The organism is Rhodococcus opacus (assembly GCF_012396235.1).
GTDB lineage: Bacteria > Actinomycetota > Actinomycetes > Mycobacteriales > Mycobacteriaceae > Rhodococcus_F > Rhodococcus_F opacus.
In genome coordinates this window covers 86328-111195 of the sequence record NZ_JAAXPA010000007.1, presented here as the reverse complement: position 1 = coordinate 111195, position 24868 = coordinate 86328, and the positions used below count along the sequence as shown (strand labels likewise).

The 24868-nt window shown below is 67.4% G+C and carries 28 protein-coding genes; 18 read left to right on the top strand and 10 right to left on the bottom strand.

Annotated elements, in window-relative coordinates; genetic code table 11:
- Window positions 1-105: 105 nt before the first annotated feature.
- Window positions 106-387, top strand: a complete 282-nt coding sequence (locus HGB39_RS11335; RefSeq protein WP_005258716.1) for a DUF2277 domain-containing protein — start codon at window positions 106-108, stop codon at window positions 385-387.
- Between the two features lie 106 nt (window positions 388-493).
- On the opposite strand, the gene ipdC is transcribed toward HGB39_RS11335, so the two are convergent.
- From ipdC to echA20, 4 genes are read right to left on the bottom strand one after another with little or no spacing between them, the layout of a single operon-like run.
- Window positions 494-1555 (bottom strand): (3aS,4S,5R,7aS)-5-hydroxy-7a-methyl-1-oxo-octahydro-1H-indene-4-carboxyl-CoA dehydrogenase, encoded by a 1062-nt coding sequence (gene ipdC, locus HGB39_RS11330; protein ID WP_005563740.1) that lies wholly within the window; start codon window positions 1553-1555, stop codon window positions 494-496.
- Window positions 1552-2313, bottom strand: coding sequence for a cholesterol ring-cleaving hydrolase subunit IpdB (gene ipdB, locus HGB39_RS11325; RefSeq protein WP_005563741.1), 762 nt, complete (start codon window positions 2311-2313; stop codon window positions 1552-1554). Before ipdB ends, ipdC begins: the two co-directional genes overlap by 4 nt.
- Window positions 2310-3200, bottom strand: coding sequence for a cholesterol ring-cleaving hydrolase subunit IpdA (gene ipdA, locus HGB39_RS11320; protein ID WP_005563742.1), 891 nt, complete (start codon window positions 3198-3200; stop codon window positions 2310-2312). Before ipdA ends, ipdB begins: the two co-directional genes overlap by 4 nt.
- Window positions 3201-3205: 5 nt before the next feature.
- Window positions 3206-3982 (bottom strand): (7aS)-7a-methyl-1,5-dioxo-2,3,5,6,7,7a-hexahydro-1H-indene-carboxyl-CoA hydrolase, encoded by a 777-nt coding sequence (gene echA20, locus HGB39_RS11315; RefSeq protein ID WP_005563743.1) that lies wholly within the window; start codon window positions 3980-3982, stop codon window positions 3206-3208.
- 79 nt (window positions 3983-4061) lie between these two features.
- Between echA20 and HGB39_RS11310 the strand changes: the two genes are divergently transcribed.
- The 6 genes from HGB39_RS11310 (at window position 4062) to HGB39_RS11285 (ending at window position 9964) form a co-directional block, all read left to right on the top strand.
- Complete coding sequence (locus tag HGB39_RS11310) at window positions 4062-4832, top strand: SDR family oxidoreductase (RefSeq protein ID WP_005563746.1); 771 nt, start codon at window positions 4062-4064, stop codon at window positions 4830-4832.
- The gene (locus HGB39_RS11305) at window positions 4829-5743 is read left to right on the top strand and encodes an SDR family oxidoreductase (RefSeq protein WP_005563748.1); all 915 of its coding nucleotides are present in this window, start codon (window positions 4829-4831) and stop codon (window positions 5741-5743) included. The genes HGB39_RS11310 and HGB39_RS11305 overlap by 4 nt, the downstream gene beginning before the upstream one ends.
- Window positions 5744-5944: 201 nt before the next feature.
- Window positions 5945-6808 carry an LLM class F420-dependent oxidoreductase gene (locus HGB39_RS11300; protein ID WP_007300905.1) on the top strand — a complete coding sequence of 288 codons (864 nt, stop codon included), beginning with the start codon at window positions 5945-5947 and terminating at the stop codon, window positions 6806-6808.
- Between the two features lie 89 nt (window positions 6809-6897).
- Complete coding sequence (locus HGB39_RS11295; protein WP_005262944.1) at window positions 6898-8145, top strand: glycosyltransferase family 4 protein; 1248 nt, start codon at window positions 6898-6900, stop codon at window positions 8143-8145.
- Window positions 8139-8879 (top strand): class I SAM-dependent methyltransferase, encoded by a 741-nt coding sequence (locus HGB39_RS11290; RefSeq protein WP_005563752.1) that lies wholly within the window; start codon window positions 8139-8141, stop codon window positions 8877-8879. Before HGB39_RS11295 ends, HGB39_RS11290 begins: the two co-directional genes overlap by 7 nt.
- Entirely contained in the window at window positions 8876-9964 is a 1089-nt protein-coding gene (locus tag HGB39_RS11285; RefSeq protein ID WP_005563753.1) for a prenyltransferase/squalene oxidase repeat-containing protein, read from the top strand. Before HGB39_RS11290 ends, HGB39_RS11285 begins: the two co-directional genes overlap by 4 nt.
- Here the strand turns inward: HGB39_RS11285 and HGB39_RS11280 are convergent.
- The 5 genes from HGB39_RS11280 to HGB39_RS11260 are packed head-to-tail and all read right to left on the bottom strand — an operon-like array spanning window position 9940 to window position 14123.
- Window positions 9940-10602 (bottom strand): class I SAM-dependent methyltransferase, encoded by a 663-nt coding sequence (locus HGB39_RS11280; RefSeq protein ID WP_005244589.1) that lies wholly within the window; start codon window positions 10600-10602, stop codon window positions 9940-9942. The two genes, HGB39_RS11285 and HGB39_RS11280, sit on opposite strands and share 25 nt — an antisense overlap.
- Entirely contained in the window at window positions 10599-10991 is a 393-nt protein-coding gene (locus HGB39_RS11275) for a carboxymuconolactone decarboxylase family protein (RefSeq protein WP_005244588.1), read from the bottom strand. Before HGB39_RS11275 ends, HGB39_RS11280 begins: the two co-directional genes overlap by 4 nt.
- The gene (locus tag HGB39_RS11270; RefSeq protein WP_005563754.1) at window positions 10988-11863 is read right to left on the bottom strand and encodes an NAD(P)-dependent oxidoreductase; all 876 of its coding nucleotides are present in this window, start codon (window positions 11861-11863) and stop codon (window positions 10988-10990) included. The genes HGB39_RS11275 and HGB39_RS11270 overlap by 4 nt, the downstream gene beginning before the upstream one ends.
- Entirely contained in the window at window positions 11860-12612 is a 753-nt protein-coding gene (locus tag HGB39_RS11265; RefSeq protein WP_005262937.1) for an SDR family oxidoreductase, read from the bottom strand. Before HGB39_RS11265 ends, HGB39_RS11270 begins: the two co-directional genes overlap by 4 nt.
- 41 nt (window positions 12613-12653) lie before the next feature.
- On the bottom strand, window positions 12654-14123 hold the full coding sequence (locus HGB39_RS11260; RefSeq protein ID WP_064080305.1) for an aldehyde dehydrogenase: 1470 nt from the start codon (window positions 14121-14123) through the stop codon (window positions 12654-12656).
- A 114-nt stretch (window positions 14124-14237) separates the two neighbouring features.
- Here HGB39_RS11260 and HGB39_RS11255 point away from each other — a divergent pair, with 114 nt between their 5' ends.
- The 3 genes from HGB39_RS11255 (at window position 14238) to HGB39_RS11245 (ending at window position 16898) form a co-directional block, all read left to right on the top strand.
- A complete protein-coding gene (locus HGB39_RS11255) occupies window positions 14238-15134 on the top strand; it encodes an SDR family NAD(P)-dependent oxidoreductase (protein ID WP_005563758.1) in 897 nt (298 codons plus the stop codon).
- Between the two features lie 538 nt (window positions 15135-15672).
- Window positions 15673-16137 carry a PAS domain-containing protein gene (locus HGB39_RS11250; RefSeq protein WP_169692891.1) on the top strand — a complete coding sequence of 155 codons (465 nt, stop codon included), beginning with the start codon at window positions 15673-15675 and terminating at the stop codon, window positions 16135-16137.
- Between the two features lie 350 nt (window positions 16138-16487).
- Window positions 16488-16898 carry a DUF7144 family membrane protein gene (locus HGB39_RS11245; protein WP_005262932.1) on the top strand — a complete coding sequence of 137 codons (411 nt, stop codon included), beginning with the start codon at window positions 16488-16490 and terminating at the stop codon, window positions 16896-16898.
- 28 nt (window positions 16899-16926) lie between these two features.
- On the opposite strand, the gene HGB39_RS11240 is transcribed toward HGB39_RS11245, so the two are convergent.
- Window positions 16927-17529: a TetR/AcrR family transcriptional regulator gene (locus HGB39_RS11240; RefSeq protein ID WP_005563761.1), complete on the bottom strand. Its 603-nt coding sequence runs from the start codon at window positions 17527-17529 to the stop codon at window positions 16927-16929.
- An 84-nt stretch (window positions 17530-17613) separates the two neighbouring features.
- On the opposite strand from HGB39_RS11240, the gene HGB39_RS11235 reads away from it, so the two are divergent.
- The 8 genes from HGB39_RS11235 (at window position 17614) to HGB39_RS11200 (ending at window position 24857) form a co-directional block, all read left to right on the top strand.
- Window positions 17614-18831 (top strand): cytochrome P450, encoded by a 1218-nt coding sequence (locus HGB39_RS11235; RefSeq protein WP_005262930.1) that lies wholly within the window; start codon window positions 17614-17616, stop codon window positions 18829-18831.
- Window positions 18832-18894: 63 nt separating this feature from the next.
- Complete coding sequence (locus tag HGB39_RS11230) at window positions 18895-19455, top strand: TetR/AcrR family transcriptional regulator (RefSeq protein WP_005563763.1); 561 nt, start codon at window positions 18895-18897, stop codon at window positions 19453-19455.
- 5 nt (window positions 19456-19460) lie between these two features.
- Window positions 19461-20687: a cytochrome P450 gene (locus HGB39_RS11225; protein WP_005563765.1), complete on the top strand. Its 1227-nt coding sequence runs from the start codon at window positions 19461-19463 to the stop codon at window positions 20685-20687.
- Window positions 20680-21465: an SDR family oxidoreductase gene (locus HGB39_RS11220; protein WP_005262926.1), complete on the top strand. Its 786-nt coding sequence runs from the start codon at window positions 20680-20682 to the stop codon at window positions 21463-21465. Before HGB39_RS11225 ends, HGB39_RS11220 begins: the two co-directional genes overlap by 8 nt.
- Window positions 21462-22814: a lanosterol 14-alpha demethylase gene (gene cyp51 / locus HGB39_RS11215; RefSeq protein ID WP_005262924.1), complete on the top strand. Its 1353-nt coding sequence runs from the start codon at window positions 21462-21464 to the stop codon at window positions 22812-22814. Before HGB39_RS11220 ends, cyp51 begins: the two co-directional genes overlap by 4 nt.
- A complete protein-coding gene (locus HGB39_RS11210) occupies window positions 22814-23032 on the top strand; it encodes a ferredoxin (protein WP_005262923.1) in 219 nt (72 codons plus the stop codon). Before cyp51 ends, HGB39_RS11210 begins: the two co-directional genes overlap by 1 nt.
- A complete protein-coding gene (locus HGB39_RS11205; protein ID WP_005563767.1) occupies window positions 23029-23607 on the top strand; it encodes a hypothetical protein in 579 nt (192 codons plus the stop codon). Before HGB39_RS11210 ends, HGB39_RS11205 begins: the two co-directional genes overlap by 4 nt.
- Entirely contained in the window at window positions 23601-24857 is a 1257-nt protein-coding gene (locus HGB39_RS11200; RefSeq protein WP_005563768.1) for a hypothetical protein, read from the top strand. The genes HGB39_RS11205 and HGB39_RS11200 overlap by 7 nt, the downstream gene beginning before the upstream one ends.
- Window positions 24858-24868 lie beyond the last annotated feature (11 nt).

Here is a 24868-nt window from a genome sequence, read left to right as displayed (position 1 = left end):
CCCCGACGGGCGAATGTACCTTCCGGCGCCTCAGATGCGCCGAAAGGTACATTCGCCCAGCGCCGAGGAGCCGCGACGAGGGCGGTGCGGCGCTATCGTCGAGTCATGTGCCGAAACATCACCGAGCTGCGCGGACTCGAACCGGCTGCCACCGCGGAGGAGATCGAGGCGGCGGCGCGTCAGTACGTCCGGAAGGTCAGCGGAATCCAGAAGCTGTCGGACGCCAACCGTGAGCCCTTCGAGGAGGCGGTAGCCGTCGTCACCGAGGCCACCACGAAGCTGCTCGCGGCACTGCCGCCGCGGAAGCAGCCGCCGCAGACGGTGCCCCCGCTGCGACGGCCGGAGGTCCGGGCGCGCATCGCGGCGAAGGCCGCGTCATCCAGCTGAGCGCGGCGAAGGCCGCGTCATCCAGCTGAGCGCGGCGAAGGCTGCCACCCCCTAGCCGGACGAACGGGACGCTCGTTGCGTCAGATCGAACGAGCGTCCCGTTGGTTCAGGCGCGCAGGGCGCCGAGTGCGTCGATGCGTTTGATCGCGTCGGCGATGATGCCGTCGATGAGGTCCTTGCATGTGGGCAGGTCGTCGAGCAGTCCCACGACCTGTCCGGAGGCGAGGACGCCGGCGTGGGTGTTGCCTTCGACGAGCCCGGCCTTGAGCAGCATCGGGGTGTTGGCGGCCATGATGATCTGCTGCCAGGTGCGGTCGCTGGACTTTTTCATGGCGAGGCCGTCCTTGACGAGCGTCGACCATTTCATGCCGGTCATGGCCTTGAACTTGGACGCGTTGCGGGCGGCCGCGACGAGGCCGCGGACGTTGCCGGAGTGTTCGAGGCTGTTGACGAGGTCGGTGTTGAGGACCCGGTGGGGCATGCCGTCGACCTTGCGGGAGACGGTGGTGTCCTGCAGTCCCCGGGCGAGGTATTGCTGTTTGACGGAGTCGGGGACCGTCGATTCCTGGGTGAGCAGGAAGCGGGTGCCCATCGCGATGCCGGCGGCGCCGTAGGCGAGGGCGGCGGCGAGTCCGCGTCCGTCGTAGAAGCCGCCCGCCGCGATGACGGGGATGTCGACGGCGTCGAGCACCGACGGCAGCAGCAGTGTGGTGGCCACGGGGCCGGTGTGCCCGCCGCCCTCGCCGCCCTGCACGATCACCGCGTCGGCGCCCCACGAGGCGACCTTCTTTGCGTGTTTGGCGGCGCCGATCGACGGGATGACCACCACGCCGGCGGCTTTCAGCTTCGCGATCAGTTCCTGCTTCGGTGCCAGCGCGAACGACGCGACGCGCACGTTCTCCCGGATGAGCAGGTCGATGCGTTGCGGGGCGTCGGAGGCGTCGGCGCGGATGTTGACCCCGAATGGTTTGTCGGTGAGGGTCTTCGTCTTCGCGATCGCCGATTCGAGTTCGGTGTAGGTCATCGTCGCCGATGCCAGGATGCCGAGACCGCCGGCGTTGGCGGTGGCGGCGACGAGCCGCGGTCCGGCCACCCAGCCCATCCCGGTCTGGACCACCGGGTGCTCGACGCCGACCAGCTCGGTCAGCGCGGTGCGGAGCGTGCTCATACCGACACCTCCCGGTCGCGCAGGCTGCGGGGGTCGAGGACCTCGCGGATCAGCCGCAGTTCCTCGTCGGTGGGTTCGCGGGTGACGCCGGCGTCGGTGAGCCCTGCCACCTCGAACGAGGTGTTCTGGGCGACCTGGTCGGCGGTGACGCCGGGGTGCAGCGACAGCGCGCGGAACGTGTGGTCGGGTCCGCCGAAGTCGAACACCCCGAGGTTGCTCACCACCCGGTGCAGGTGGTGGAAGCGGTATGCGGGGTTTTCCGGGTCGATCTGGTCGTAGCCGACGCCCGAGACGATGTCGACCTTGTCGCAGAACACCCGCGACGAGTGCTTGCCCACCCAGTAGCTGGTGGGGTGGTTGATCGTGTTGCCGGGAGCGCCGCGGACGCCGAACATCTGCCGCGTGGGCTGCTGCAGCGGACCGAACGCCGACAGGTTCTGGTTTCCGTGCCGGTCGATCTGGTTGGCGCCCATCACCACATGGCGGCGACCGGAGGCGACGACGTCGAAGACCTTTCGGAACGGCATCCAGCCCTCGATCGGGGCCTTCGCGCCGACGGCGGGGGTGTCGGCGAAGATCAGGGCCTCGCCGTCGGTGATCAGCAGGTCGGGTTCGGTGGTCAGTCGCGCGAGGCGGGCGCCGATCAGGGGCAGGGTCGCCATCGGGCTGGCCATGATCTCGCCTGCCCCGGAGAAGATGTCGGCGCACGCGATCGCGCAGTACTCCGCGCGGGTGACTTCGGTGATCGTCTCGCTCATGCCTGCTCCTCTGCAAATTTCTTCACGGCGCCCTGGTAGTCGTCCTCGCTGCCGGACAGGTAGGTGTCGACGAACTGCTGCCACGCCTCGGGGGTCTTCGCCGATTCCGCGTAGTGGCGCTGGAACTTCTCGTCGCGGCCGTAGCTGTCGCCGGCGAGGGTGAAGTGGGCCCCGTTCGGGGCCTCGACCACGCCGTCGACCATCATGCGGTTGAGGATGAGGTTCTGCAGTGGAACGGTTTTCACCAGTTCCTCGGTTTCCACCACCCGCTCGACGGAGACGAACCGCTTCTCCGCGGCCGCGCAGTACAGGTCGTCGAAGTAGGGGTCGACTCCGGTGTAGGCGGCGTTGCCGTGCTTGTCGCCGAGGTTCAGATGAACCAGTGCCGCATCGAGATTGAGGGCCGGCATCGCGATCAGCGTCTCCGGCTTGCCGGACGCGTCCGGGTAGGGGGAGGTGACGGTGCGCAGTTCGTCGCCCCAGAATCCCCGGACGTCGGAGCCGAGCCCGGCACGGATCGGCAGGAACGGCAGCCGGGCGGCGGCGGCCTCGAGGCCGCACTTGACCATGCCCTCGTCCATTTCGCGGACCTCGATCTCACCCGCGGTGCGCGCCTTCGCGAACCACGGGTCGTAGAACGGGGCCGAATCGAGGGACACGAAACCGTAGTACGCCTTCGTGACCTTGCCCGCCGAGCACAGCAACCCCAGGTCGGGGCCGCCGTAGGTGACGACGGTGAGGTCGGTGACATCCGAGCGCAGCAGCGCCCGGACCAGCGCCATCGGCTTGCGGCGCGAACCCCAGCCGCCGATGCCGATGGTCATTCCGCTGCGCAGTTCCCCGACCGCGTCGTCGAGCGACATCCTCTTGTCGCGCTTGCTCGCCATGGATGTCAGCCTTTCCTGTTGTTCGAGTGGGAGCGGGGCTTGCCGGTTTCGATGAACTCGTCGCGGTGCTCGTCCGAGACGCCGGCCAGGTTGAGTTCGAAGGTGTAGCCCTGCTCGAGGCGGTAACTGGTCTTCACGTCGACGGGGTCGATGCCGTTGATGGCTTCCTTGGCGCAGCGGATGACCCGGGTGTCCTTGGCTGCGATCTTGGCGGCGATGTCGCGGGCGGTGTCGTCGAGTTTCTCGCGCGGCACCACCTCGTACACCGATCCGAAGTGCTGGAGTTGCTGGGCGGTGACGTTCTGCGCCGTGTAGTACAGCGTGCGCATCATGTGCTGGGGGACGAGCCGGGCGAGATGGGTGGCGGCGCCGAGTGCGCCGCGGTCGACCTCGGGCAGTCCGAAGACGGCGTCGTCGGACGCGACGATCACGTCGGCGTTCCCGACCAGGCCGACGCCGCCGCCGACGCAGAATCCGTTGACCGCGACCACCACGGGCACGGCGCAGTCGTAGACGGCGGCGAACGCGGCCGCGCAGCCCCGGTTGGCGTCGACCAGCGCGCCGTAGCCGTCGGTGGCCTGCATTTCCTTGATGTCGACGCCGGCGTTGAACCCGCGTCCCTCCGCTCTCAGGATCACCACGTGGGTGTCCGGATTCCGCCCCGCGTCGAGTACGGCGTCGGCCAACTCGAACCAGCCCCGGGACGGGATGGCGTTCACGGGCGGGTAGTCGACGGTGACCGTGGTGATGCCCCCGGTCTCAATTTCAGTCCGGATCCCCATTTTCTTTTCTCCTCCACGCCGCGACTTCACTCACCAAGCAATTGCTTGGTAGGGTAGCACGATGGAAACAGGTTCTAACATGACCGGAAGTGTCGTGCTGGTGACCGGCGGTGTTCGCGGGGTGGGCGCGGGCATCAGCCGCACCTTCCTGCGGGCGGGCGCGACGGTGGTGGCCTGCGCCCGCCGGCCCGGAGAGGCGCCGGTGGAGGTGGACGGCCGGGCCGTCGAATTCCTGCCGTGCGACATCCGCGATCCGGAGCAGGTGCAGGGCCTCGTCGACCGGATCGTCGAGCGGCACGGCCGGCTCGATGTCCTGGTCAACAATGCCGGCGGCGCCCCGTTCGCGCTCGCCGCGGATGCGAGTCCGAAGTTCCACTCCAAGATCGTCGAGCTGAATCTGCTCGCCCCGCTCCTGGTGTCGCAGGTCGCGAATGCGGTGATGCAGAGACAGGATTCGGGTGGCGCGATCGTGAACATCTCCAGCGTCAGCGGCTCGCGACCGTCGCCCGGGACCGCGGCGTACGGTGCGGCGAAGGCCGGGGTCGACAGTCTCACCGGCAGTCTCGCGGTCGAGTGGGCGCCCAAGGTGCGGGTCAACTCGGTGGTCGTCGGCCTGGTCCGTACCGAACTCGCGCATCTGCACTACGGCGACGAGGCGGGGATCGCGGCGGTCGGGGACACGGTCCCGCTGGGCCGGATGGCCTGCCCGGAGGACATCGGCAACTGTGCGGTGTTCCTGGCTTCACCGCTGGCGGCGTACGTCAGCGGTTCGACGCTGACCGTCCACGGCGGCGGAGAACGTCCCGCCTTCCTGGCGGCAGCTACAGCATCTACAGAGGAGAAGGCATGAGTGGAGTGGTCGACGGTCGCGTCGTCATCGTGACGGGCGCCGGACGCGGAATCGGACGCGCCCACGCGCTGGCGTTCGCCGCCGAGGGCGCGAAGGTGGTGGTCAACGACATCGGAGCCGGCATCGACGGTTCCGCCACCGGGGAGAGTCCCGCCGAACAGGTGGTCGCGGAGATCGTCGCCGCGGGCGGCGAGGCCGTCGTGAACGGCGACGACGTCGCGGACTGGGCAGGCGCCGAGAATCTGATCAACACCGCCATCGACGCGTACGGACGCCTGGACGTGCTGGTGAACAATGCCGGGTTCCTGCGCGACCGCATGCTCGTCGGGATGAGCGAGCAGGAGTGGGACGCCGTCGTGCGCGTCCATTTGAAGGGGCATTTCGCGACGCTGCGCCACGCCGCCGCGTACTGGCGGGCCGAGGCGAAGGCGGGCAACCCGGTCGACGCCCGGATCGTCAACACCAGTTCCGGTGCCGGACTGCAGGGTTCGATCGGGCAGGGCAATTACGCCGCCGCGAAGGCGGGGATCGCGGAGATGACCATCCAGGCGGCCGCGGAATTGAACAACTACGGCGTCACCGTCAACGCGATCGCCCCGGCCGCACGCACCCGGATGACGGTCGGCGCGGGCGGCGCGATGGCGGAGGCGATGGCCGCGCCCGAGGAGGGGTTCGACGCGATGGCGCCGGAGAACATCTCCCCGCTCGTCGTGTGGCTGGGCAGCACGGAGTCGAAGGACGTCACCGGACGCGTGTTCGAGGTGGAGGGAGGCAAGATCACCGTCGCCGAGGGCTGGCGGCACGGTCCCACCCAGGACAAGGGTGCGCGCTGGGAACCGAAGGAGATCGGACCCGTCGTCGCCGACCTTCTCGCCAAGGCCGAAACCCCGCTCCCGGTGTACGGCGCCTGAGCAGGTGAGTGGCGAAGTGTGCTGGGGCACGCATTGCCACTCACCTGCACCGGACGAACGGGACGCCCGTTGCCTCAGATCGAACGAGCGTCCCGTTCGTCCGGCTGCTCGGGGAACTGGAGAGTTGTTTGGACACATTGATAAACAGGTGTCCAGAAGTTAGTGTGCAAGAAGGAAAAGGCTCTCGGCCAAGGAGAATTCGTGAAATTCGGCATTACGTTGTTTACGAGTGACCGCGGGATCGGGCCGGCCTCGGCCGCGAGGGGTGCAGAGGCCAACGGATTCGACTCGTTCTACGTGCCCGAGCACACGCACATTCCGGTGAAACGCGATGCGGCGCATCCTCAGACGGGTGACGCGTCGCTGCCCGACGACCGCTACATGCGCACCCTCGACCCGTGGGTGGCGCTGGCCTCGGCGTCGGCGGTCACGGAGCGCATCGAACTCGGGACATCGGTCGCGCTACCGGTCGAGCACGACCCGATCACGCTGGCCAAGACGATCGCCTCCCTCGACCACCTCAGCGGCGGACGGGTCACCCTCGGCGTGGGGTACGGCTGGAATCTCGACGAACTCACCGATCACAACGTTCCGCCGGCACGTCGCCGGACGATGCTGCGCGAGTACCTCGAGGCCATGCGTGCGCTGTGGACGCAGGACGAGGCGTCCTACGACGGCGAGTTCGTGAACTTCGGTCCGAGCTGGGCGTGGCCCAAGCCGGCCCGGGTGCCTCCGGTGATCGTCGGCGCCGCCGGTAACGACAAGAATTTCCGGTGGATCGTGAAATCGGCCGACGGGTGGATGACCACACCGATCGAGCAGGACATCGACGACCGCGTCGTAACGCTACGACGGATGTGGCGTGAGGCCGGCCGGGACGGCGAACCGCGGATCGTCGTGCTCGACGGCAAGCCGGACGTGGACAAGTTGCGGCGGTGGAAGGGCCTCGGTGTCACCGAGGTTGTGTACGGACTGCCCGACCGGAGCGAGGAGGACGTCCTGGCGTACCTGGGGCGCCTGTCCGGAAAACTCGAGGGATTGCGCGAGTCGACCGCGGTGAGGTGAGTGAGTGCGGTTGGATGGGATGAGGGCACACTCGAGTAAGAACGTGTTCTAGTATTGCTAGCCAACTGCTCGAGGAGAGGCCGAAGTCCGTGCGCATCGCACTCTTGTCGTATCGAAGTAAGCCCCACTGTGGTGGGCAGGGTGTGTACGTTCGCCATCTCAGCCGTGAGCTGGTCGAACTCGGTCATCAGGTCGAGGTGTTCTCGGGGCAGCCGTACCCGGACGTCGACCCGCGGGTGACGTTGACGAAGGTCCCCAGCCTCGACCTGTATCGCGAGCCGGATCCGTTCAGAACGCCGCACCCACGCGAGTTCCGCGACGCCGTCGACGTGCTGGAGGTCGCGACGATGTGGACGGCCGGCTTCCCGGAGCCGCTCACGTTCAGCCTCCGCGCGGCGCGACTGCTGAAGGAGCGCGCCGACGAGTTCGACGTGGTGCACGACAACCAGTGCCTCGGCTACGGGCTGCTGCAGCTCCAGAAGGCCGGACTTCCGGTCGTCGCGACCATCCACCACCCGATCACCCGCGACCGCGAACTGGACCTGGCGTCGGCGAAATGGTGGCGCCAGGTGACGGTCCGGCGCTGGTACGGCTTCCTGCGCATGCAGAAGCGGGTGGCGCGTGCCATCCCCGCGCTGCTGACGGTGTCGCAGTCCTCCGCCGACGACATCAGCGCGGCCTTCGACGTTCCCGCCGACAACCTGCAGACCATCCCACTGGGCGTGGACACCGAGGTTTTCCGGCCCCCGGCCGCCGCCCGGGTTCCGGGCCGCGTCGTGTGCGTCGCCAGCGCCGACATGCCCCTCAAGGGGGTGTCGACACTCCTCGAGGCGGTCGCGAAGGTGCACACGGAGCGGGCCGTCGAACTGGTGCTGGTCACCAAACTCGCACCCGGGGGAGTGACGGAGAAGCTCATCGAGGAGCTGGCCATCGGCGACGTCGTCCGGACGGTGTCGGGTATCGACGACGCCGAACTGGCGTCGCTGCTGGCATCGGCCGACGTCGCGTGCGTCCCGTCGCTGTACGAAGGCTTCTCGCTGCCCGCCGTCGAGGCGATGGCGTGTGGCACCCCGCTGGTGGCGAGCCGCGCCGGCGCCATTCCCGAGGTGGTGGGAACGGACGAGGAGGCGTGTGTGCTGGTGACGCCCGGCGACCCACAGGAACTCGCGGACGTGCTGGGCGCGTTGCTCGACGATCCGCAGCGCCGGGCCCGGCTCGGCGACGGTGGCCGCCGACGTGTGCTCGAGCGCTACAGCTGGGCCGCCGTGGCGGCGAGAACCGCGCAGACGTATGCCGAAGCGATAGCGCAGACCCGTGAAGGAGGCCGACCGTGCTGACCGTGGACTTCGACCGGCTGGGTGTGAAGCCCGGCGACAAGGTGATCGACATCGGGGCGGGCGCCGGACGGCACTCGTTCGAGCTGTATCGACGCGGCGCCGACGTCATCGCCTTCGACCAGAACGCCGACGAACTCGCGGACGTCGAGAAGATGTTCGTGGCGATGGCCGAGGTCGGTGAGGTCCCGGCGGGTGCCTCCGCCCGCGTCGAGGTCGGCGACGCGCTGAACCTGCCGTACGAGGATGCGACGTTCGACGTCGTCCTCATCTCCGAGGTCCTCGAACACGTGCCCCGCGACGGCCGCGCCATCGCCGAGCTGACCCGCATCCTCAAGCCGGGTGGTATTGCGGCGGTGACGGTTCCGCGGTGGCTTCCGGAGAAGATCTGCTGGGCGCTGTCCGACGCGTACCACGAGGTGGAGGGTGGCCACGTCCGCATCTACCGCGCCGACGAGCTGGCGGAGAAGCTGACGGCCGCCGGCCTGCAGGTCCGGGGCCGGGATCACGCCCACGCCCTGCATTCGCCGTACTGGTGGCTCAAGTGCGCGGTCGGGGTGGAGAACAACGACAACCCCCTCGCGAAGGCCTACCACCAGGTTCTGGTGTGGGACATGATGAAAGCCCCCTGGCTCACGCGCACCGCCGAGAAGGTCCTCAACCCCGTGGTCGGCAAGAGCGTCGTGTTCTACCTCGAGAAGCCGAGGGAACCGAGCGTGGTGAAGGCGCCGCGGTGAGAGCCGCCGGCGTCCCGTCGGTACCGAACGTGTTGTCGGAGAGCCAGGTCAGGCAGACAGCACGGTCGATCGCGGCAGCGCAGGAGTCGTCGGGGGCGCTGCCGTGGTTTCCCGGTGGGCACACCGACCCGTGGGATCACGTCGAATCCGCCATGGCCCTCACTGCCGCCGGCCTGATCGACGAGGCGGTGGGCGCGTACGAGTGGTCGCGGCGGACGCAACGCCCGGACGGTTCGTGGCCGATGAAGTTCCGCGACGGGGCCGTGGAGAATCACGATTCCGACAGCAACTTCTGCGCCTACCTCGCGGTGGGGGTGTGGCACCACTACCTGATCACCGGTGACCGGGATTTCGTCGACACCCTGTGGCCGTCCGTGCAGGGTGGTCTCGATTTCGTCGTCGACATGCAGTCGTCGAGCGGAGAAATCTGGTGGGCCCGCGGCGAGAACGGTCAGGACTGCCCCGAGGCGCTGCTGACCGGGAACTCCAGCATCCATCACAGCCTGCACTGCGGGCTGCTCCTCGCCCGGCTGGTCGACGACCCGCAACCGGAATGGGAGTTCGCGAAATACACGCTGGGCCACGCGATCAGGCAGCACCCGGAGGCGTTCGCGATCAAGGACGAGTACTCCATGGACTGGTACTACCCGATCCTCGGGGGCGCCGTCCGCGGTGAGGTCGCGTCGGACCGCATCGCGTCGCGGTGGGACGACTTCGTGGTCGAGGGACTCGGTATCCGCTGCGTGGACCACCGGCCGTGGGTGACCGGCGCCGAGACGTGCGAACTGGTGCTGGCTCTCGACGCGATGGGGGAACACACTCGCGCGCTCGCACAGTTCGCCGCCATGCAGCACCTGCGGGATCCGGACGGCTCGTACTGGACGGGGCTCGTCTACAGCGACGGCAAGCGGTGGCCGGTCGAGCAGACCACGTGGACGGGCGGGGCGATGATCCTCGCCGCGGACGCGCTGTCCCGCACCACGCCCGGACACGGAATCTTCCGGGACGCGGCGCTGCCCGTGGGACTACCGATCGGCCTCGACCGCTGTGGCGACTATTGTCACGCCAGCGGTTCGCCCGTCTGACCGCCCACCCGCTCGAGAACACGCAGCGACCCGGTGACGGACGTCTCCTTGAATTGCCCTGTCCCCAAAGCCCGTTCGTAGATCTCGAACGGTGGTCGTCCGCCGTCCGCGGGGTCCGGGAACACGTCGTGGATCACCAGGGCGCCGCCGACGTTCACCCACGGCGCCCACCCCTCGAGATCCGCCGACGCCGCCTCCGACGTGTGTCCGCCGTCGATGAAGACGAAGTTCACGGGAGTGCGCCAGAACGTCGCCACCGTCGACGACCGGCCCAGCACACCCACGACGTACTCCTCGAGTCCGGAGTCGGCCATCGTGTGCCGGAACCGGCCGACCGTGTCGAGCAGACCGGTGTGCGGGTCGACGAACGCCGGTTCATGGTACTCCCAGCCGGGCTGATGCTCCTCGGAACCGTGATGATGATCGATGGTGACGATGCGGGCGCCCCGCGCCTTCGCCGCCGCCCCGAGATAGATCGTCGAACGACCGCAGTACGTGCCGATCTCGACGCCCACCCCGCCGGGGGTCAGGTACTGCATCGCGGCCTCGTGCAGGGCCGTCCCCTCGTCTTCCGGCATGAAGCCGGGGGTGGAGTCGGCGAGTCGGAGAAGCTCTGGTGTCAGGTGTTCGGTGCTCATGTGGCCTCTGCGTCCGGGGCAGCCGCTCTGGCCGCTTTCTTCCGCTTGTGTAGCACCCCGCCGATCATCGAGTCGAGTTTCGTCCCCAACGGCCAGCCCACGTAGTGGCACAGGAACAGCGCGATCTCCCGGAGTTGGTCCTCGTCCAGTTCCTCGTTGTGCAGGGCCGCCCCCACCTGGATCTCGGCCACGTCGACGAGCCCCTGTGCGGTGAGCGCACCGAGGAGGAGAAGCCGGCGGTCGCGGATGCTCAGCCCGGGCCGCGACCAGATGTCGGCGAACAGGTGGTCGGCGGTGACGGCGAAATGCGCGCCGGGCCCGTCCTGCATCTCGAATCCGTAGACCTTCTCCATCATGGCCAGGCCACGGGTGCGGGTGTCGTCGGTCATGGTTGCTCCTTCTTGTCGACGGTGCTGTCGACGCCGAGTCCAGGACCCAGGCCCGTGAGCGCGAGTCGGGCGAGCGGCAGCGCGACGTCGAGTCGTTCGCCGAGCCCGATCGCCAGCGACAGGTCCTTCTCCCCGAGGTCCCGGACGTGGGTCATGATCGGGTACCAGTTGTCGGTCTCGTCGAGAGCGTCGGTGGTGTCGCGGAGCATGATCGCTCCGGCGCCACCGGTGATCGCGTCGGTGTGCCGGACGACCTTTCCGAGTTCGGTGATGTCGAGACCGGCGGCCTCGGCGAGCCGCTGCGCCTCGGCGGCGGCCGTGAACGAGACGAAGTGAAGCAGGTTGCGGGCCAGCTTCATCCGCGTTCCCGCGCCCACGTCTCCGGCGTGTACGACGAGTTCGGCCCAGTGCCCGAACGGCTCCCGCACTTTCTCGAACGCGTCGTCGCTCGCCCCGACCATGACGGCGAGCTTCCCCTTGTGCGCACCGGGTGCGCCGCCGCTGACGGGCGCGTCGATCAGGTCGACGCCGTGCGCACGGCAGCGGTCGGCGAGTTCGACGGCGGTGACGTCGCTGATGGTGGAGTGCACCGCCACGACGGTGCCCGGCCGCGCGGTGTCGAGGAGCTGCGTGACGACCGCGCGGACCTGCTCGTCGTTCAGCACGGTCACCGAGATGACGTCCGCGTTCTCCGCCACCTCCCGCGGACTCGACGTCACCTTCGCGCCCGCCTTGCCGAACGGCTCCAGCGCCTCCGGCCGGGTGTCGCACACGATGAGCCCTCCCGGCCGGTCCAGCAGCCGCTTCGCCATGGGCGCACCCATGTTGCCGAGGCCGATGTAGCCGACGGATACCTGCTCGGTCGTGGTCATGACCGGAAGATCTGTCCGCCGTCGACGTTGAAGATCTGCCCGGTGATCCAGCTCGCCTCGTCGGAGAGCAGGAACAGGCAGGCGCCGACGAGGTCGTCGGGGGTGCCCATCCGCTTCAGCGGCAACGTCTCGACCATGTCTGCCACCATATTTCCCGGCGTGACGGTGCGGGTGGCTTCGGTGTCGATCGGTCCGGGCGCGATGGCGTTGACCCGGATGTTCATGCCGCCCACCTCGTGGGCGAGTTGCTGGGTGAGGCCGTTGATCCCGACCTTCGCGAGGCCGTAGAAGCCGGAGTACAGCCAGGCGGCCGTGGACGACTGGTTGACGATGGAGCCGCCACCGCCGCTGTTCATGTGCGGCCACACGGCCCGGGTCACGTTGAGGGCGCCGTCGAAGTTCACGGCCATGAACTTCTTGTAGTAGTCCCACGGCACGGTGATGAGGAGATCGAGCTTCATACCGCCGTAGATCGCGGCGTTGTTCACGAGATGGTCGATGCCGCCGAACTTCTCGACCGTGAACTCGGCGAGTTGCTTCGCCGAATCCTCGTCGGCGACGTCGACGTCCTTGAACACCGCAGTCCCGCCGTCCGCGCTGATCTGCTTGGCCACGGTCTCACCGAGCTCCGCATTGAGATCGGCCACCACCACGTTCGCGCCCTCGCGGGCGAGGGCACGCGCGTAGCCCTCGCCGATGCCCTGTGCGGCGCCGGTGACGATGGCGGTCTTCCCGTCGAAACGTCCCATATCGATTGACTCCTGTGTTGTCGGGCCGGCTCGCCGGCGTACTATTGGGCCGGTTCCGCGACCAGCTTGGTTTCCAGGTATTCCTCGAATCCGGCCACGCCCATCTCGCGGCCGATTCCGGACTGCTTGTAACCGCCGAACGGGGCGTCGGCGGAATACCAGACGCCACCGTTGACGCTGAGCGTTCCGGTGCGCACGCCGTCGACTACTCGCTTCACGCGTGCGGGGTCTGTGCCCCACACCGATCCGGACAGCCCGTACGGCGAGTCGTTCGCGATGCTGATCGCGTCCTCGTCGCCGTCGTGGGGAATGATCACCAGCACGGGTCCGAAGATCTCTTCCCGAGCCACCCGGGCGGTGTTGTCGAGGCCGGCGATCAGGGTGGGTTCGACGAAGAATCCACGGTCCCGATCGGCCGGTCGGCCACCACCGACCACGATCGTGCCGCCTTCCTCCCGCGCAAGCCGCAGGTAGTCCTCGACGCGGGCGCGTTGCCGTGCGGAGATGAGGGGACCGCAGATGGTGCCGGGTTTCGCGGGATCGCCCGCGTGCAATCCGCCGAGGGTCCGGGCCGTGGCCTCGACCGCCTCGTCGTACCTGTCGCGGGGAACGAGCAGCCGGGTGGTGATGGCGCAGCCCTGCCCCGCGTGAGTGGACACCGTGAACGCGGCGACCCCGCACGCACCCGCGAGGTCGGCGTCGTCGAGCACGATGAACGCCGATTTGCCGCCGAGTTCGAGGAACACCTTCTTCAGCGACTCGGACGCCGCCGCCATGACGGCCTTGCCCGTGGCGGTCGAACCGGTGAACGACACGAGGTCGACGCGGGGGTCGGTGGAGAGCTGAGCGCCGAGGGAGTGGTCGCTCGACGTGACGATGTTGACCACGCCGGCCGGGAGGTCGGTCTCCTCGGCGATCAGGTGCCCGACGAGGGCGGCGCACCAGGGAGTGTCGGGCGCGGGCTTGAGGACCACCGTGTTTCCGGCCGCGAGTGCGGGGCCGATCTTGGCGAAGTTGATCTGGTGCGGGAAGTTCCACGGCGTGATTGCCCCGACGACGCCGACGGCCTCCTTGAGAACGCGTCGGCGGGTCTTGATGCCCATCGGCTCGGCGATGCCCAGATCCTGTTCCCAGAAATAGCTTTCGGCGAGGTCCGCGAAATACCCGAGGTCGGCGACCGGGCCTTCGAGTTGCGGTCCGCTGGTGAGGAAGGCGGGGGCGCCGACTTCGGCGATGGTGATGTCGCGCAGTTCCTCGATGTGGGACTGCAGCACGTCGCGCAGCTGCCGCAGGCAGCGGGTGCGGAAGGCGTGGTCGCGGGACCACGTGGTGTCGTCGAAGGCCCGCCGGGCCGCGGCGATCGCGGCGTCCATGTCGGACGCGGTGGCGTCGGCGGCTCTCCCGAGCACCTCCTCGGTGGCCGGGTTGATCACCTCGAACGTGCCGCCGGAACCGGGAATCAGTTTGCCGTCGATCAGGAGAGCAGAGCTGTCGGTGGGGCGCAGAGTCATGGATTTTCGCTTCCGAATCGGGTGAGTGTCACAGCGATCTCCGAAAACTGGACATGTGTCTGGACTATAGTTTGAACAACTGGATGCCGCAATGACGAGTTCGACGGAGGTGCGATGAATTCACGCGACGTGAGACGGCTGGACGGGCGAGGCGCCGTCGTCACCGGCTCGAGCCGGGGGATCGGCAGGGCCGTCGCGCACGCGCTCGCGGCGGAGGGAGCCGGCGTGGTGGTCAACGGCCGTGATCCGGACGCGGCGGAGAAGGTTGCCGACGAGATCGTGCTCGGTGGTGGCCGGGCGATCGCGGTGGCTGGATCGGCCGCCGCCCACGGCGTCGCGGAGGCGCTGGTCGACGCCGCGGAATGTGCGTTCGGCCAGGTGGATGTGCTGATCAACTGCGCCGGCGTCGCGGAGCCCGCCGGGTCGTCCATCCTCACCGTCACCGACGAGCAGTGGCGCGAACTCGTCGATGCGCACCTGACGGCGACGTTCCGCACATGCCGGGCCGCGGCGCCCCTGATGGCGGAACGGGGGCGCGGAGCGATCGTGAACACGAGTTCGTTCGCGTTCCTCGGTGACTACGGCGGAACCGGATATCCCGCCGGCAAGGGAGCGGTCAACAGTCTGACCCTCGCCATCGCGGCCGAACTGGCCGGATCCGGCGTCCGCGCCAACGTCGTGTGCCCCGGTGCCAAGACCCGCCTGTCCGTGGGAGCGGAGTACGAGCAGCACATCGAGGAACTGCACAGGCGGGGGATGCTCGACGACGCAACGCGCTACGGCTCGCTGCATCCGGCACCCGCCGACTACGTCGCCCAGCTGTACGCGTTCCTGGCCAGCGACCTCGCCGCCGGCATCACCGGCGGGATCTTCGCCGGATCAGGGTGCTTCGTCGGCAGATTCGACCGGCCGGCTCCGACTGTGCTGGCCTACCGCGACCACGAGACCGAGCCGCCGTGGTCGCTCGACGAGCTCGCGAAGTTGGTGGGTTCCGCTCACGGTGAGCGGTGATTGAATTGTCCGGCATCACAGGGGCCGAGACTTCGTCGTAGGCGGCCGGCGGCGTGTCCCGGAAAGATCAGGCCTACGTCCCGTAGGGATAAGTCTTTCGGATTCCGTGCCGCTACTATGGAATGCATCACGCCGCGGGAACTCGACGCCTACATCGGCAGAACCCGCGTCCCACACGGGCGAGTGAAGTCGTCCCGCCGCACACGGCGGGCGACGCCGCGTACGGATCAAGGTCGAAAATAAGACGAGCGCAACGACTCTCGGTAATCACGTCGCTCTGGCGGCGGATAGCGGCTCGTGGAATCGACTTGTGCCTGGGCGAAAGCGGCCCAATGAAGCTGACGCAGAGGCCCGCGGATAGCCGAGCGCTTTGTATCGGAATTACGCACGGAGAGAATGTATGTTGTTTTGCACCAAAATTGTTCGACAGTGTCCTCCTGGTGAATGTGCTGGTGACGGACGATCGCGGGCAACGATAATTCGACGATCTGGCCGACGATCGACGTTGCCTCCACTGTTCGGTCTGGCACGGTTCGATGTGTTGGTCCGCTGGGGGAGACGGAGGTGGGCGTCGGCAGGGCCGGGTAGGGACAGGCGACGGTCGGACCCGAACACCGCGCTGGGTTATTTGGAGCAGCTTCCGGCACTGAGGTTGCTCGAGCGGCTTCCGGTTCCCGCCCTCGCTGTCGATGAAGAGGGGGTGATTGTGCATGCCAACCCGGCGCTCGAGCGGATGCTGGGGTACCCCGAGCACTGGTTCGCCGGGTGCTCGGTCGCGGACGTGGTCGTTCCGGCGTCGTCGTCGGGCGGCCCCGCATCGGTGGCGTTGCTGCGGGACTTTGCGGGAAAGGTAATCGAACTCGCCCATCGCGAAGGTTTCGTTGTGCGTGCAGCGGTGAGCAGGTCGGTGTTGCGCAGGAAGGATGACCCCGTCACGTTCGTGTGCTTCCAGGACCTCACAGAGCAGTTGTGGGGCGGTGGGCGGGCCCCCGAATTCGAGTGATGAGCTCGCCCGGTTTCCTCGCAGTACCGAGGATGAGCATGCGTGGCGAGTTCAGGTGGGCGACGACTCCGAGTCGGTGCCGTCCGAGCCGGGGTTGTCGGGATCGGCGAACATCGCCTCGATTCGGTTCGTTTACTTTCGGTGCGCAGTTGTGGACCGAGCGAAGCGGCCGGGGCGCGCGAGGGATTCGCGGCAACCGAACGGTCTCGCAGGCTGTGTCGGGTGGCCTCCTCGGCCGGAGCAATCCGATTCCAGGTGGGTGGGAAACCCCGCGGTTCCGACGCGAACGCACACCGAATCGGCGGACAATGAATTCACCCGGCAGTGGGTTGCGGCGGGGAAGGGGCGTCATGTCCGAAAGTTCGTCGGTCAAACAGGGCGTCGCGGCGGGGACCGCGATGGGTGCAGCGGTCATCATGGTCACCGTCGGACTCCTGCAGTTCTTCCAAGGGCTCGCCGCGGTCTATGAGAACGAGGAGTTCGTGGTGGGGGTGGAGTACCTCTACAAGTTCGACTTCACGGTGTGGGGCTGGATCCATCTCGTGCTGGGTGCGTTGGTCGCGGTGACCGGCCTCGCGTTGTTCACCGGCGCCGCGTGGGCCCGGGTGTCGGCGATCGTGATCGCCGCGATCTCGATCGTGGCCAATTTCCTGTGGCTGCCGCACTACCCGTGGTGGTCGGTGCTCATCATCGCGCTCGACGTGGTGGTGATCTGGGCGATCTCGACGTGGCGGCCGAACCCTTCTGACGCCTGGGCCTGAGAACGGCAGCAGGAGGGGTGGTGGCCTTTCAGGACGGGGTGTGCGTTCGCTCCGGCCACCCGACGCTGGACAGTGCTCCGCGCAGCACCGATTCGTAGATCGAGTCCAGGTCCAGTTCGTCGCCGAGGAAGTCGGTGTTCACCAGCATCACGAAGCCGTGCATCGCGGCGAAGATGCTCACTGCCGCGTCGAGGGTGTCCTCGGGCGGCAGTCCGCACGACGCCAGCATCGTGCGCAGCGCTGTGTTCGCGTCCAGTGCCGCGGTGATGAAGGCGTCCCGGTCCACCGGGCTGGTGGTCAGCGTCTGATACCGATGCGGATGCTCGGTCGCCCAGACGCGGTGCGCGTCGACGAGCGCACGAAGGCCGTCCGGACCGCTTCGGCCCATGGCGATCTCGCGCAGGTGGGCACCGAGTTCCGCCATGGTGCGCACCTGGACGGCACCGCGGATGTCGTCGAGGTTGCGGACGTGGTTGTAGAGCGACGCGGTGACGACGTTCAGCCGGGCGGAGAGACTCGTCATCGACAGTGGCTCCCAGCCGAGTTCGTCGATGATCTCGATCGCGGCATCCACGACCTTGTCTCGCGTGAGTGTGCGACGTCGGATCGGTCCGTTTTGCCCTTTCATCATGGGTCCAGCATAAGGGCTTCCATTATAAATGAAAGTGTGTAGTTTAAGACGCATCCCATTCGTTTATCGATCGAGGAGCAGTGTATGACCGCGTCTCGGATTGATCTCAAATCCCCCGACGTCTACGCGGAAGGGGTCCCCTACGCGTTCTTCGACCATCTGCGGGCGAGCGAACCCGTCTATTGGCAGCCCGAGGAGAACGGCACCGGGTTCTGGGCGGTGACCAAGCATGCCGACGTCGTCGCCGTGTCCCGCGACAGCGCGACGTTCTCGTCGGCGGTGGGCACCACCCAGATCGACGATTTCGACGAGCAGACCCGCGCGAAGCAGGCCGCCATGCTCGTCAACCTCGACCCTCCCGACCACACCCGGCTCCGGCAGCTCGTCAGCCGCGGATTCACCCCGCGCACGGTCAAAGTGCTCGAGGGGCACATCCGCGACATCTGTGCGCGGATCGTCGATCGGCTTCTCGACGCACGCGACGTCGACTTCGTTCCCGAGGCGGCAGCGCCGTTGCCGCTCGAGGTCATCGCGGCGCTGCTGGGTGCGCCTGCCGGGGACGTCGACAGGCTCTACGACTGGTCCAACCGGATGATCGGCTTCGACGACCCCGAGTACGGCACCACCCAGGCCGACGGTGAGATGGCCGCGGCGGAGATCTTCCTGTACGCCAACGAGCTTGCAGCGCAACGCCGCATCGAGCCTCGCGACGACATCGTCACCAGGCTCGTGCAGCCGGACGGGAATGGCGACACGCTCACCGAGATGGAATTCAACATGTTCTTCGTCCTGCTCGTGGTGGCGGGGAACGAAACGACGCGCAACGCGACCGCCGGTGGGATGCAGGCCTTCATCGATCATCCCGATCAGTGGCGACGACTGCAGTCCGAGCCGGAACTGGCTGCGAGTGCGGTGGAGGAGATCCTGCGGTGGGTGACCCCGGTGATGGACTTCCGGCGAACCGCCACCCGGGACGCCTACATCGGCGATCAGTTGGTCAGGGCCGGCGACAAGGTGGTGATCTACTACCCGAGCGCCAACCGGGACGAGGACGTCTTCGACGAGCCGTACCGGTTCGACATCGGCCGGAGCCCCAACCCGCAGATCGCGTTCGGCGGTAGCGGGGTGCACTTCTGCCTCGGCGCCCACCTGGCGCGGCTCGAATTGAAGATCCTGTTCGAGACTCTCGCCGCGCGGATCGACCGGGTGGAACCCACTGGCCCGGTCGCCCGGCTGCGGTCGAATTTCATCAGCGGCATCAAGACGATGCCCGTGCGAATTCACCCGCGCAGTCCGGTGTGAGAGTCCGATTTTCGTTGCCAGTCGCCGGTAACTGTAGTAGCGTCCAGACACGTGTCCAGTAGTATGAATTTCGAGTCCACCCGCCGCCGTCTGACCGAGAAGCAGGCCGATACCGTCGACCGCCTCACCAAAGCGGCAGTCGAAGTACTGCGTGAAGAGGGATTCGCGGGACTCACCGTTCGCTCGGTGGCCGGCATCGCCGGGGTCGCGCCCGCGACGGCCTACACGTACTTCTCGTCCAAGGAGCACCTCGTCGCCGAGGTCTTCTGGCGGCGTCTCGCCGCCTCGCCGCAGCCGCTGGACGAGGGACTCGATCGCACTGGACGCGTGGTCGCCGTGCTCCGTCACATCGCTCTCCTGGTGGCGGACGAACCCGAACTCGCCGGAGCCGTCACCAACGCGCTGCTCGGCCGCGACCCCGACGTGGAGCACCTCCGCGCCCGCATCGGGCTGGAGATCCGCGACCGGCTCGCCACCGCACTGGGCGACGGCCACGATCCCGACGTCCTCGAGGCACTGGAGCTGCTGTACGCCGGCGGCCTGGTCCGCGCGGGAATGGGATACGGGTCCTATGCCCAATTCGCCGATCGACTCGAAACTTCCGCCAAGCTGATTCTGGAGTAGATGCCATGACCGCAGCCTCGATGCCCGGGGTGTCACACAATCCGGTGACGTTCAATCCGTACGACTATGGCTTCCACGAAGATCCGTACGTCACGTATCGAAGACTGCGGGAAGAGGCACCCCTCTACTACAACGAGGAACTCGACTTCTGGGCGTTGTCCCGGCACGAGGACGTCGTCGCGGCGTTCCGCGACAACCAGCGCCTGTCGAGCGCGAACGGGGTGTCGCTCGACCCGGCGGCGTACGGACCGCACGCCCACAAGACGATGTCCTTTCTCGCGCTGGACGATCCGCGGCACATGCGGATGCGGCAGTTGGTGTCCCGCGGCTTCACGCCGAGGCGGGTGAACGAACTCGAGGGGCGGATCCTGGATCTGACCCGGCAGTACCTCGACCCGGCGCTCGCGGCGGGCGAGTTCGACTGGATCGCCGAGTTCGCCGGCAAGCTCCCGATGGACGTGATCTCGGAACTGATGGGGGTGCCGGAGGCCGACCGCGTGGAACTCCGCCGGCTCGCCGACCTCGTGGTGCACCGCGAGGAAGGCGTTCTCGACGTGCCCCACGCCGCGATGGAGGCGTCGCTCTACCTCGTCGGCTACTACGCCGACATGCTGGCGGAGCGCCGCAGAAAGCCGACCGAGGACCTCACGTCCGCACTGCTCGAGGCTGAGATCGACGGCGACCGGCTCACCGACGACGAGGTCATCGCGTTCATGTTCCTGATGGTGGTGGCAGGCAACGAGACCACCACCAAACTCCTCGGCAACGCGCTGTACTGGGGTTTCCGCTATCCGGGCGAGGCCAGGCAGGTCTTCGAGGATGCGAGTCGAGTGCCGGAGTGGGTGGAGGAGACCCTGCGTTTCGACACGTCCAGCCAGATGGTCGCCCGGACGGCGTCCGTCGACCTGGACTTCCACGACCGGACGATTCCCGCCGGCGACAAGGTGCTGATCCTCATCGGCTCCGCGAACCGCGACTCGGCGGTGTTCGAGGACGCCGACGAATACCGGATCGGCAGGGACACGTCCAACAAGCTCGCGAGCTTCGGCGGCGGCACCCACTTCTGCCTCGGCGCCCACATGGCCAGGCTCGAAGCGCGAATCGCACTCACCGAACTCGTCTCCCGCATCGACGACTACGACATCGACGAGGCGAACAGTGCGCGCGTCCACTCGACCAACGTGCGCGGTTTCGCCACCCTCCCCATGAAAGTGCAGGTCCGCGATGCCTAGGTTCGAGCCCAACCCGCAGCGACGCCCGTCGGTCGTCGCCGGGGCCTCTTCGGGAATCGGCACGGCGACGGCCTATGCGCTGGCCGAGGCCGGTCACCCCGTCGCGCTCGGTGCCCGCCGGGTGGCCGAATGCGAGGAGATCGCGGAGAAGATCCGCAGCAACGGGGGAGAAGCGTTCGCGCACTACCTCGACGTCACCGACACCGCATCCGTCGACGAATTCGTCACCGCGGCGGAGAAAGCGCTCGGCCCCACCGAGATCGCGTTGTCGGGGGCAGGTGACCTGGAGTTCTCCGTCGCACACGAGATGGACCCCGACCAGTTCCTGGGCCAGGTCAACGTTCATCTGGTCGGTGCGCAGCGTCTCGCGCACCGCCTCCTTCCCGGCATGATCGAACGCCGGCGCGGAGATTTCATCCTGATCGGATCCGATTGCGCCGACACCCCCCGGCCCCGGATGGGCGCCTACAACGCCGCGAAGGCCGGCGTCGAGATGATGGGCCGGCAGATGCGAATGGAACTGGAAGGCACCGGTGTCCGGGCATCGGTCGTGCGTCCGGGCCCCACCCAGACATCCATGGGGATGAACACCACCGAGGAGGTCATCGGACCCGTCCTCGAAGACTGGGCGAAATGGGGATTCGCCCGGCACTCGTACTTCCTGCGCGCCTCCGCGATCGCCGACGCCGTCGTCGCCGCCGTCAGTGCGCCGCGCGGCGCACACCTGGTGCTGATCGAAGTGCAGCCCGAGGCGCCCCTGCGAAAGGATGGAGAATGAACCTGGCTACCCCGCAACGTGTGTCCGGTGGTGAGCACGAGCACGGACATCTCGAAGAATTGCGCACCGACCCGATCGCGCTGATGCGCCGCGTCCGGGAGGAGTGCGGCAACGTCGGTGTCTTCCAGCTCGCCGACAAGAAAGTGGTGCTGCTGTCCGGCGCCGAGGCCAATGAATTCTTCTTCCGCTCCACCGACGAGGATCTCGACCAGCAGGCCGCCTACCCGTTCATGAAGCCGATCTTCGGCGAGGGAGTCGTGTTCGACGCGAGCCCCGAGCGCCGCAAGGAGATGCTGCACAACCAGGCGTTGCGCGGCGAGCAGATGAAGGGCCATGCCGCGACGATCGCCCACGAGGTCGACCGCATGGTGGCGCAGTGGGGCGACGAGGGGGAGATCGACCTCCTCGAATTCTTCGCGGAGCTGACCATCTACACGTCCTCGGCCTGCCTGATCGGTACGAAGTTCCGGGAGCAGCTCGACGGCCGGTTCGCGCACCTGTACCACGAGCTCGAGCAGGGCACCGACCCCATCGCATACGTCGACGCCTACGCCCCGATCGAGAGCTTCCGCCGGCGGGACGAGGCGAGGGTGCAGTTGGTGGCCCTCGTCCAGGAGATCATGAACGGGCGCATCGAGAACCCCCCTCAGGGCAAGGAGGATCGGGACATGCTCGACGTGCTCGTCTCGATCAAGGACGAGGACGGCAACGAGCGCTTCACGGCGGACGAGATCACCGGCATGTTCATCTCGATGATGTTCGCCGGGCACCACACCACGTCCGGCACCGCGGCCTGGACCCTGATCGAGCTGCTGCGGCACCCGGACTACGCCAAACAGGTGGTCGCCGAACTCGACGACCTCTATTCGGACGGCTCCGACATCAGTTTCGGGGCGCTCAGGCAGATCCCGAAACTCGAAGCGGTGCTGAAGGAGACGCTGCGGTTGCACCCGCCGCTGATCATCCTGCTGCGCGTCGCGCGGGGTGAGTTCGAGGTCGGCGGCTACCGGATCGCCGAGAACGACCTCGTGGCGGCCACGCCCGCGATCTCCAACCGGATCGCGGAGGATTTCCCGAACCCGGACACGTTCGATCCCGAGCGCTACATCGACCCCAACCAGGAAGACATCGTCAACCGCTGGACGTGGATTCCGTTCGGTGCAGGCAGGCACCGCTGCGTCGGGGCCGCGTTCGCGCTGATGCAGTTGAAGGCGATCTTCTCGATTCTCCTGCAGGACTGGGAGTTCGAGATGGCGCAACCCTCCGAGACGTACCGCAACGATCACAGCAAGATGGTGGTGCAGCTGCAGCAGCCGTGCACGGTGAGGTACCGGAAGCGAAGCACGTGATGAAAGTCGAAGCCGATCTCGACCTGTGTCAGGGTCATGCCGTGTGCGAGATGGAGGCACCCGATGTCTTCGTCGTCCCGAAGCACGGCAAGGTCGAGATCCTCGACACCGACCCACCCGAGAACCTGCGCGCCGAAGTCGAGAGCGCCGTGCGCTTCTGCCCGACCCAGGCCCTGCGGATCCTCGCGGACAACGACTCCGAAGGAGATACCCGATGACACAGTTCGATCGAAGGATCGGCCCGGCGGTGCAGTTCGATCGTGCGGAGCTCGATGAGATGGTGCAGCGCTGGGTGGACGAGAACAAGCGCTGCGAGTCGCTCGGCGACTGGAAGCCGCTCGCCGAGATGTACACCGAGGACGCCACGTACGGATGGAACTACGGCCCGAAGGACGACTTCATGGCCGTGGGCCGGGACGAGATCCGCGACCTGGCGCTCGGGCAGGAAATGGACGGGCTCGAGGGCTGGCAGTACCCGTACCAGCAGTTCGTCATCGACGATCGCAGCGGCGACGTCATCGGATTCTGGAAGCAGGTGTCCGAACGCACCCGCGACGACGGCACGCACTATCAGGTCACCGGAATCGGCGGCAGCTGGTTCCGGTACGGCGGCAACTTCCAATGGTCTTGGCAGCGTGACTTCTTCGACTTCGGTAACGTCTCGAGCCTGTTCCTCGAGATGATCACGAACAACGCGATGTCGGACGGCATGAACGCGCGGATCCAGCGCGCGACGTCCGGTCGGCTGCCGGGGTGGTATCCGGTCGGCAAGGCCCCGGTTCCGCTGTGGTGAGTACGGTGAAGGTTCCGGCGTCGTTCGCCGATCTGTCCCGCGAGGATCTCGCGATTCTCGTGCCGGAATTGCTCCTGTGCGGTCATCTCATCGACCGCTCCGGTATGCCGCACCTGATCGGGGCGTTCGGTCGCGAGGGCATGACGCAGGTCGCGATCGAGGAGTGGATGGCGTCGAGCCCCCTCTACACGCGGCGGATGCAACGCGCGCTGGGATTCGAGGGCAACGGCGTCGTGACGATCTTCAAGGGTCTGCAACTCGACATCGGTGCGCCGCCCCAGTTCATGGACTTTCGGTACCGCGTCACCGATCACGATCACGGCGAGTTCTGGCTGGATCACTGCGGCGCGTTGATGGACGTCGAACCGATGGGCGACGAGTACGTCACGGCGATGTGCCACGACATCGAGGACCCGACGTTCGACGCCACCGCACTGGCGACCAACCCGCATGCGCAGGTGCGTCCCGTGCACCGTCCGCCCCGCAGGCCTGCGGACCGGACACCGCACTGCCTCTGGACGGTCACCATCGACGACACCAACGTGCCACCCCCGATTCCGGAAGGACTGGTGACGGTGGGGAAGTCGCGGGCGGCGACAGTCGAGTTGTCGCCGATCGACACCGGCGGGCGGGGACTGCACGACTACGCGGGCGCGCTCCTGGACGATCTGCGGTTCCCGGACTTCTCCCATTCGGCTCTGACTCGGATGGCGGAGGAGGTGTGCGTGCAGCAGCACCTGCTGACGCTCGGTTTCCTGCTCGCGGTGCGGGCCCGCACCGATGCCGAATCCGCGCTCGACATCGCCCGCAAGCAACTCACCGGCATCGCCGGCCTCACGTCGGAGCGGATCCGGAACGCGCTCGGACTGCCCGCGGACCTCGAGGGCCTCGCTGTCGTCCTCGCCGTGCATCCGGCGTTCAACCCCCGTCAGTACGTGGACGTCACGGTCACGCTCGGCGACCGCATGCTGCTGACCCTCGGCAGGGACTGCGGAGCCGGGGAGGACGGGGCGTGGCCGTCCATGATCGACGCCGAGCACCTCGGGCCGTTGACTGCGCTCGTGCGCGGGGTGTCGCCGCGCTTCGCGGTGCAGGTGGTCGAGGAGACGGATGCGGCGCTGACCGTGGAAATCGTGATCGGTGAGCCGCCCGCGAAGGAGGCACCCGAGGTGGCGCTCACCCGGTTCAGCACGGGAGCCGACTTCGCGTTCACCGATCGAGGAATACCCCTACCACTCACAGTCGTCTGAGAGAGGACGCC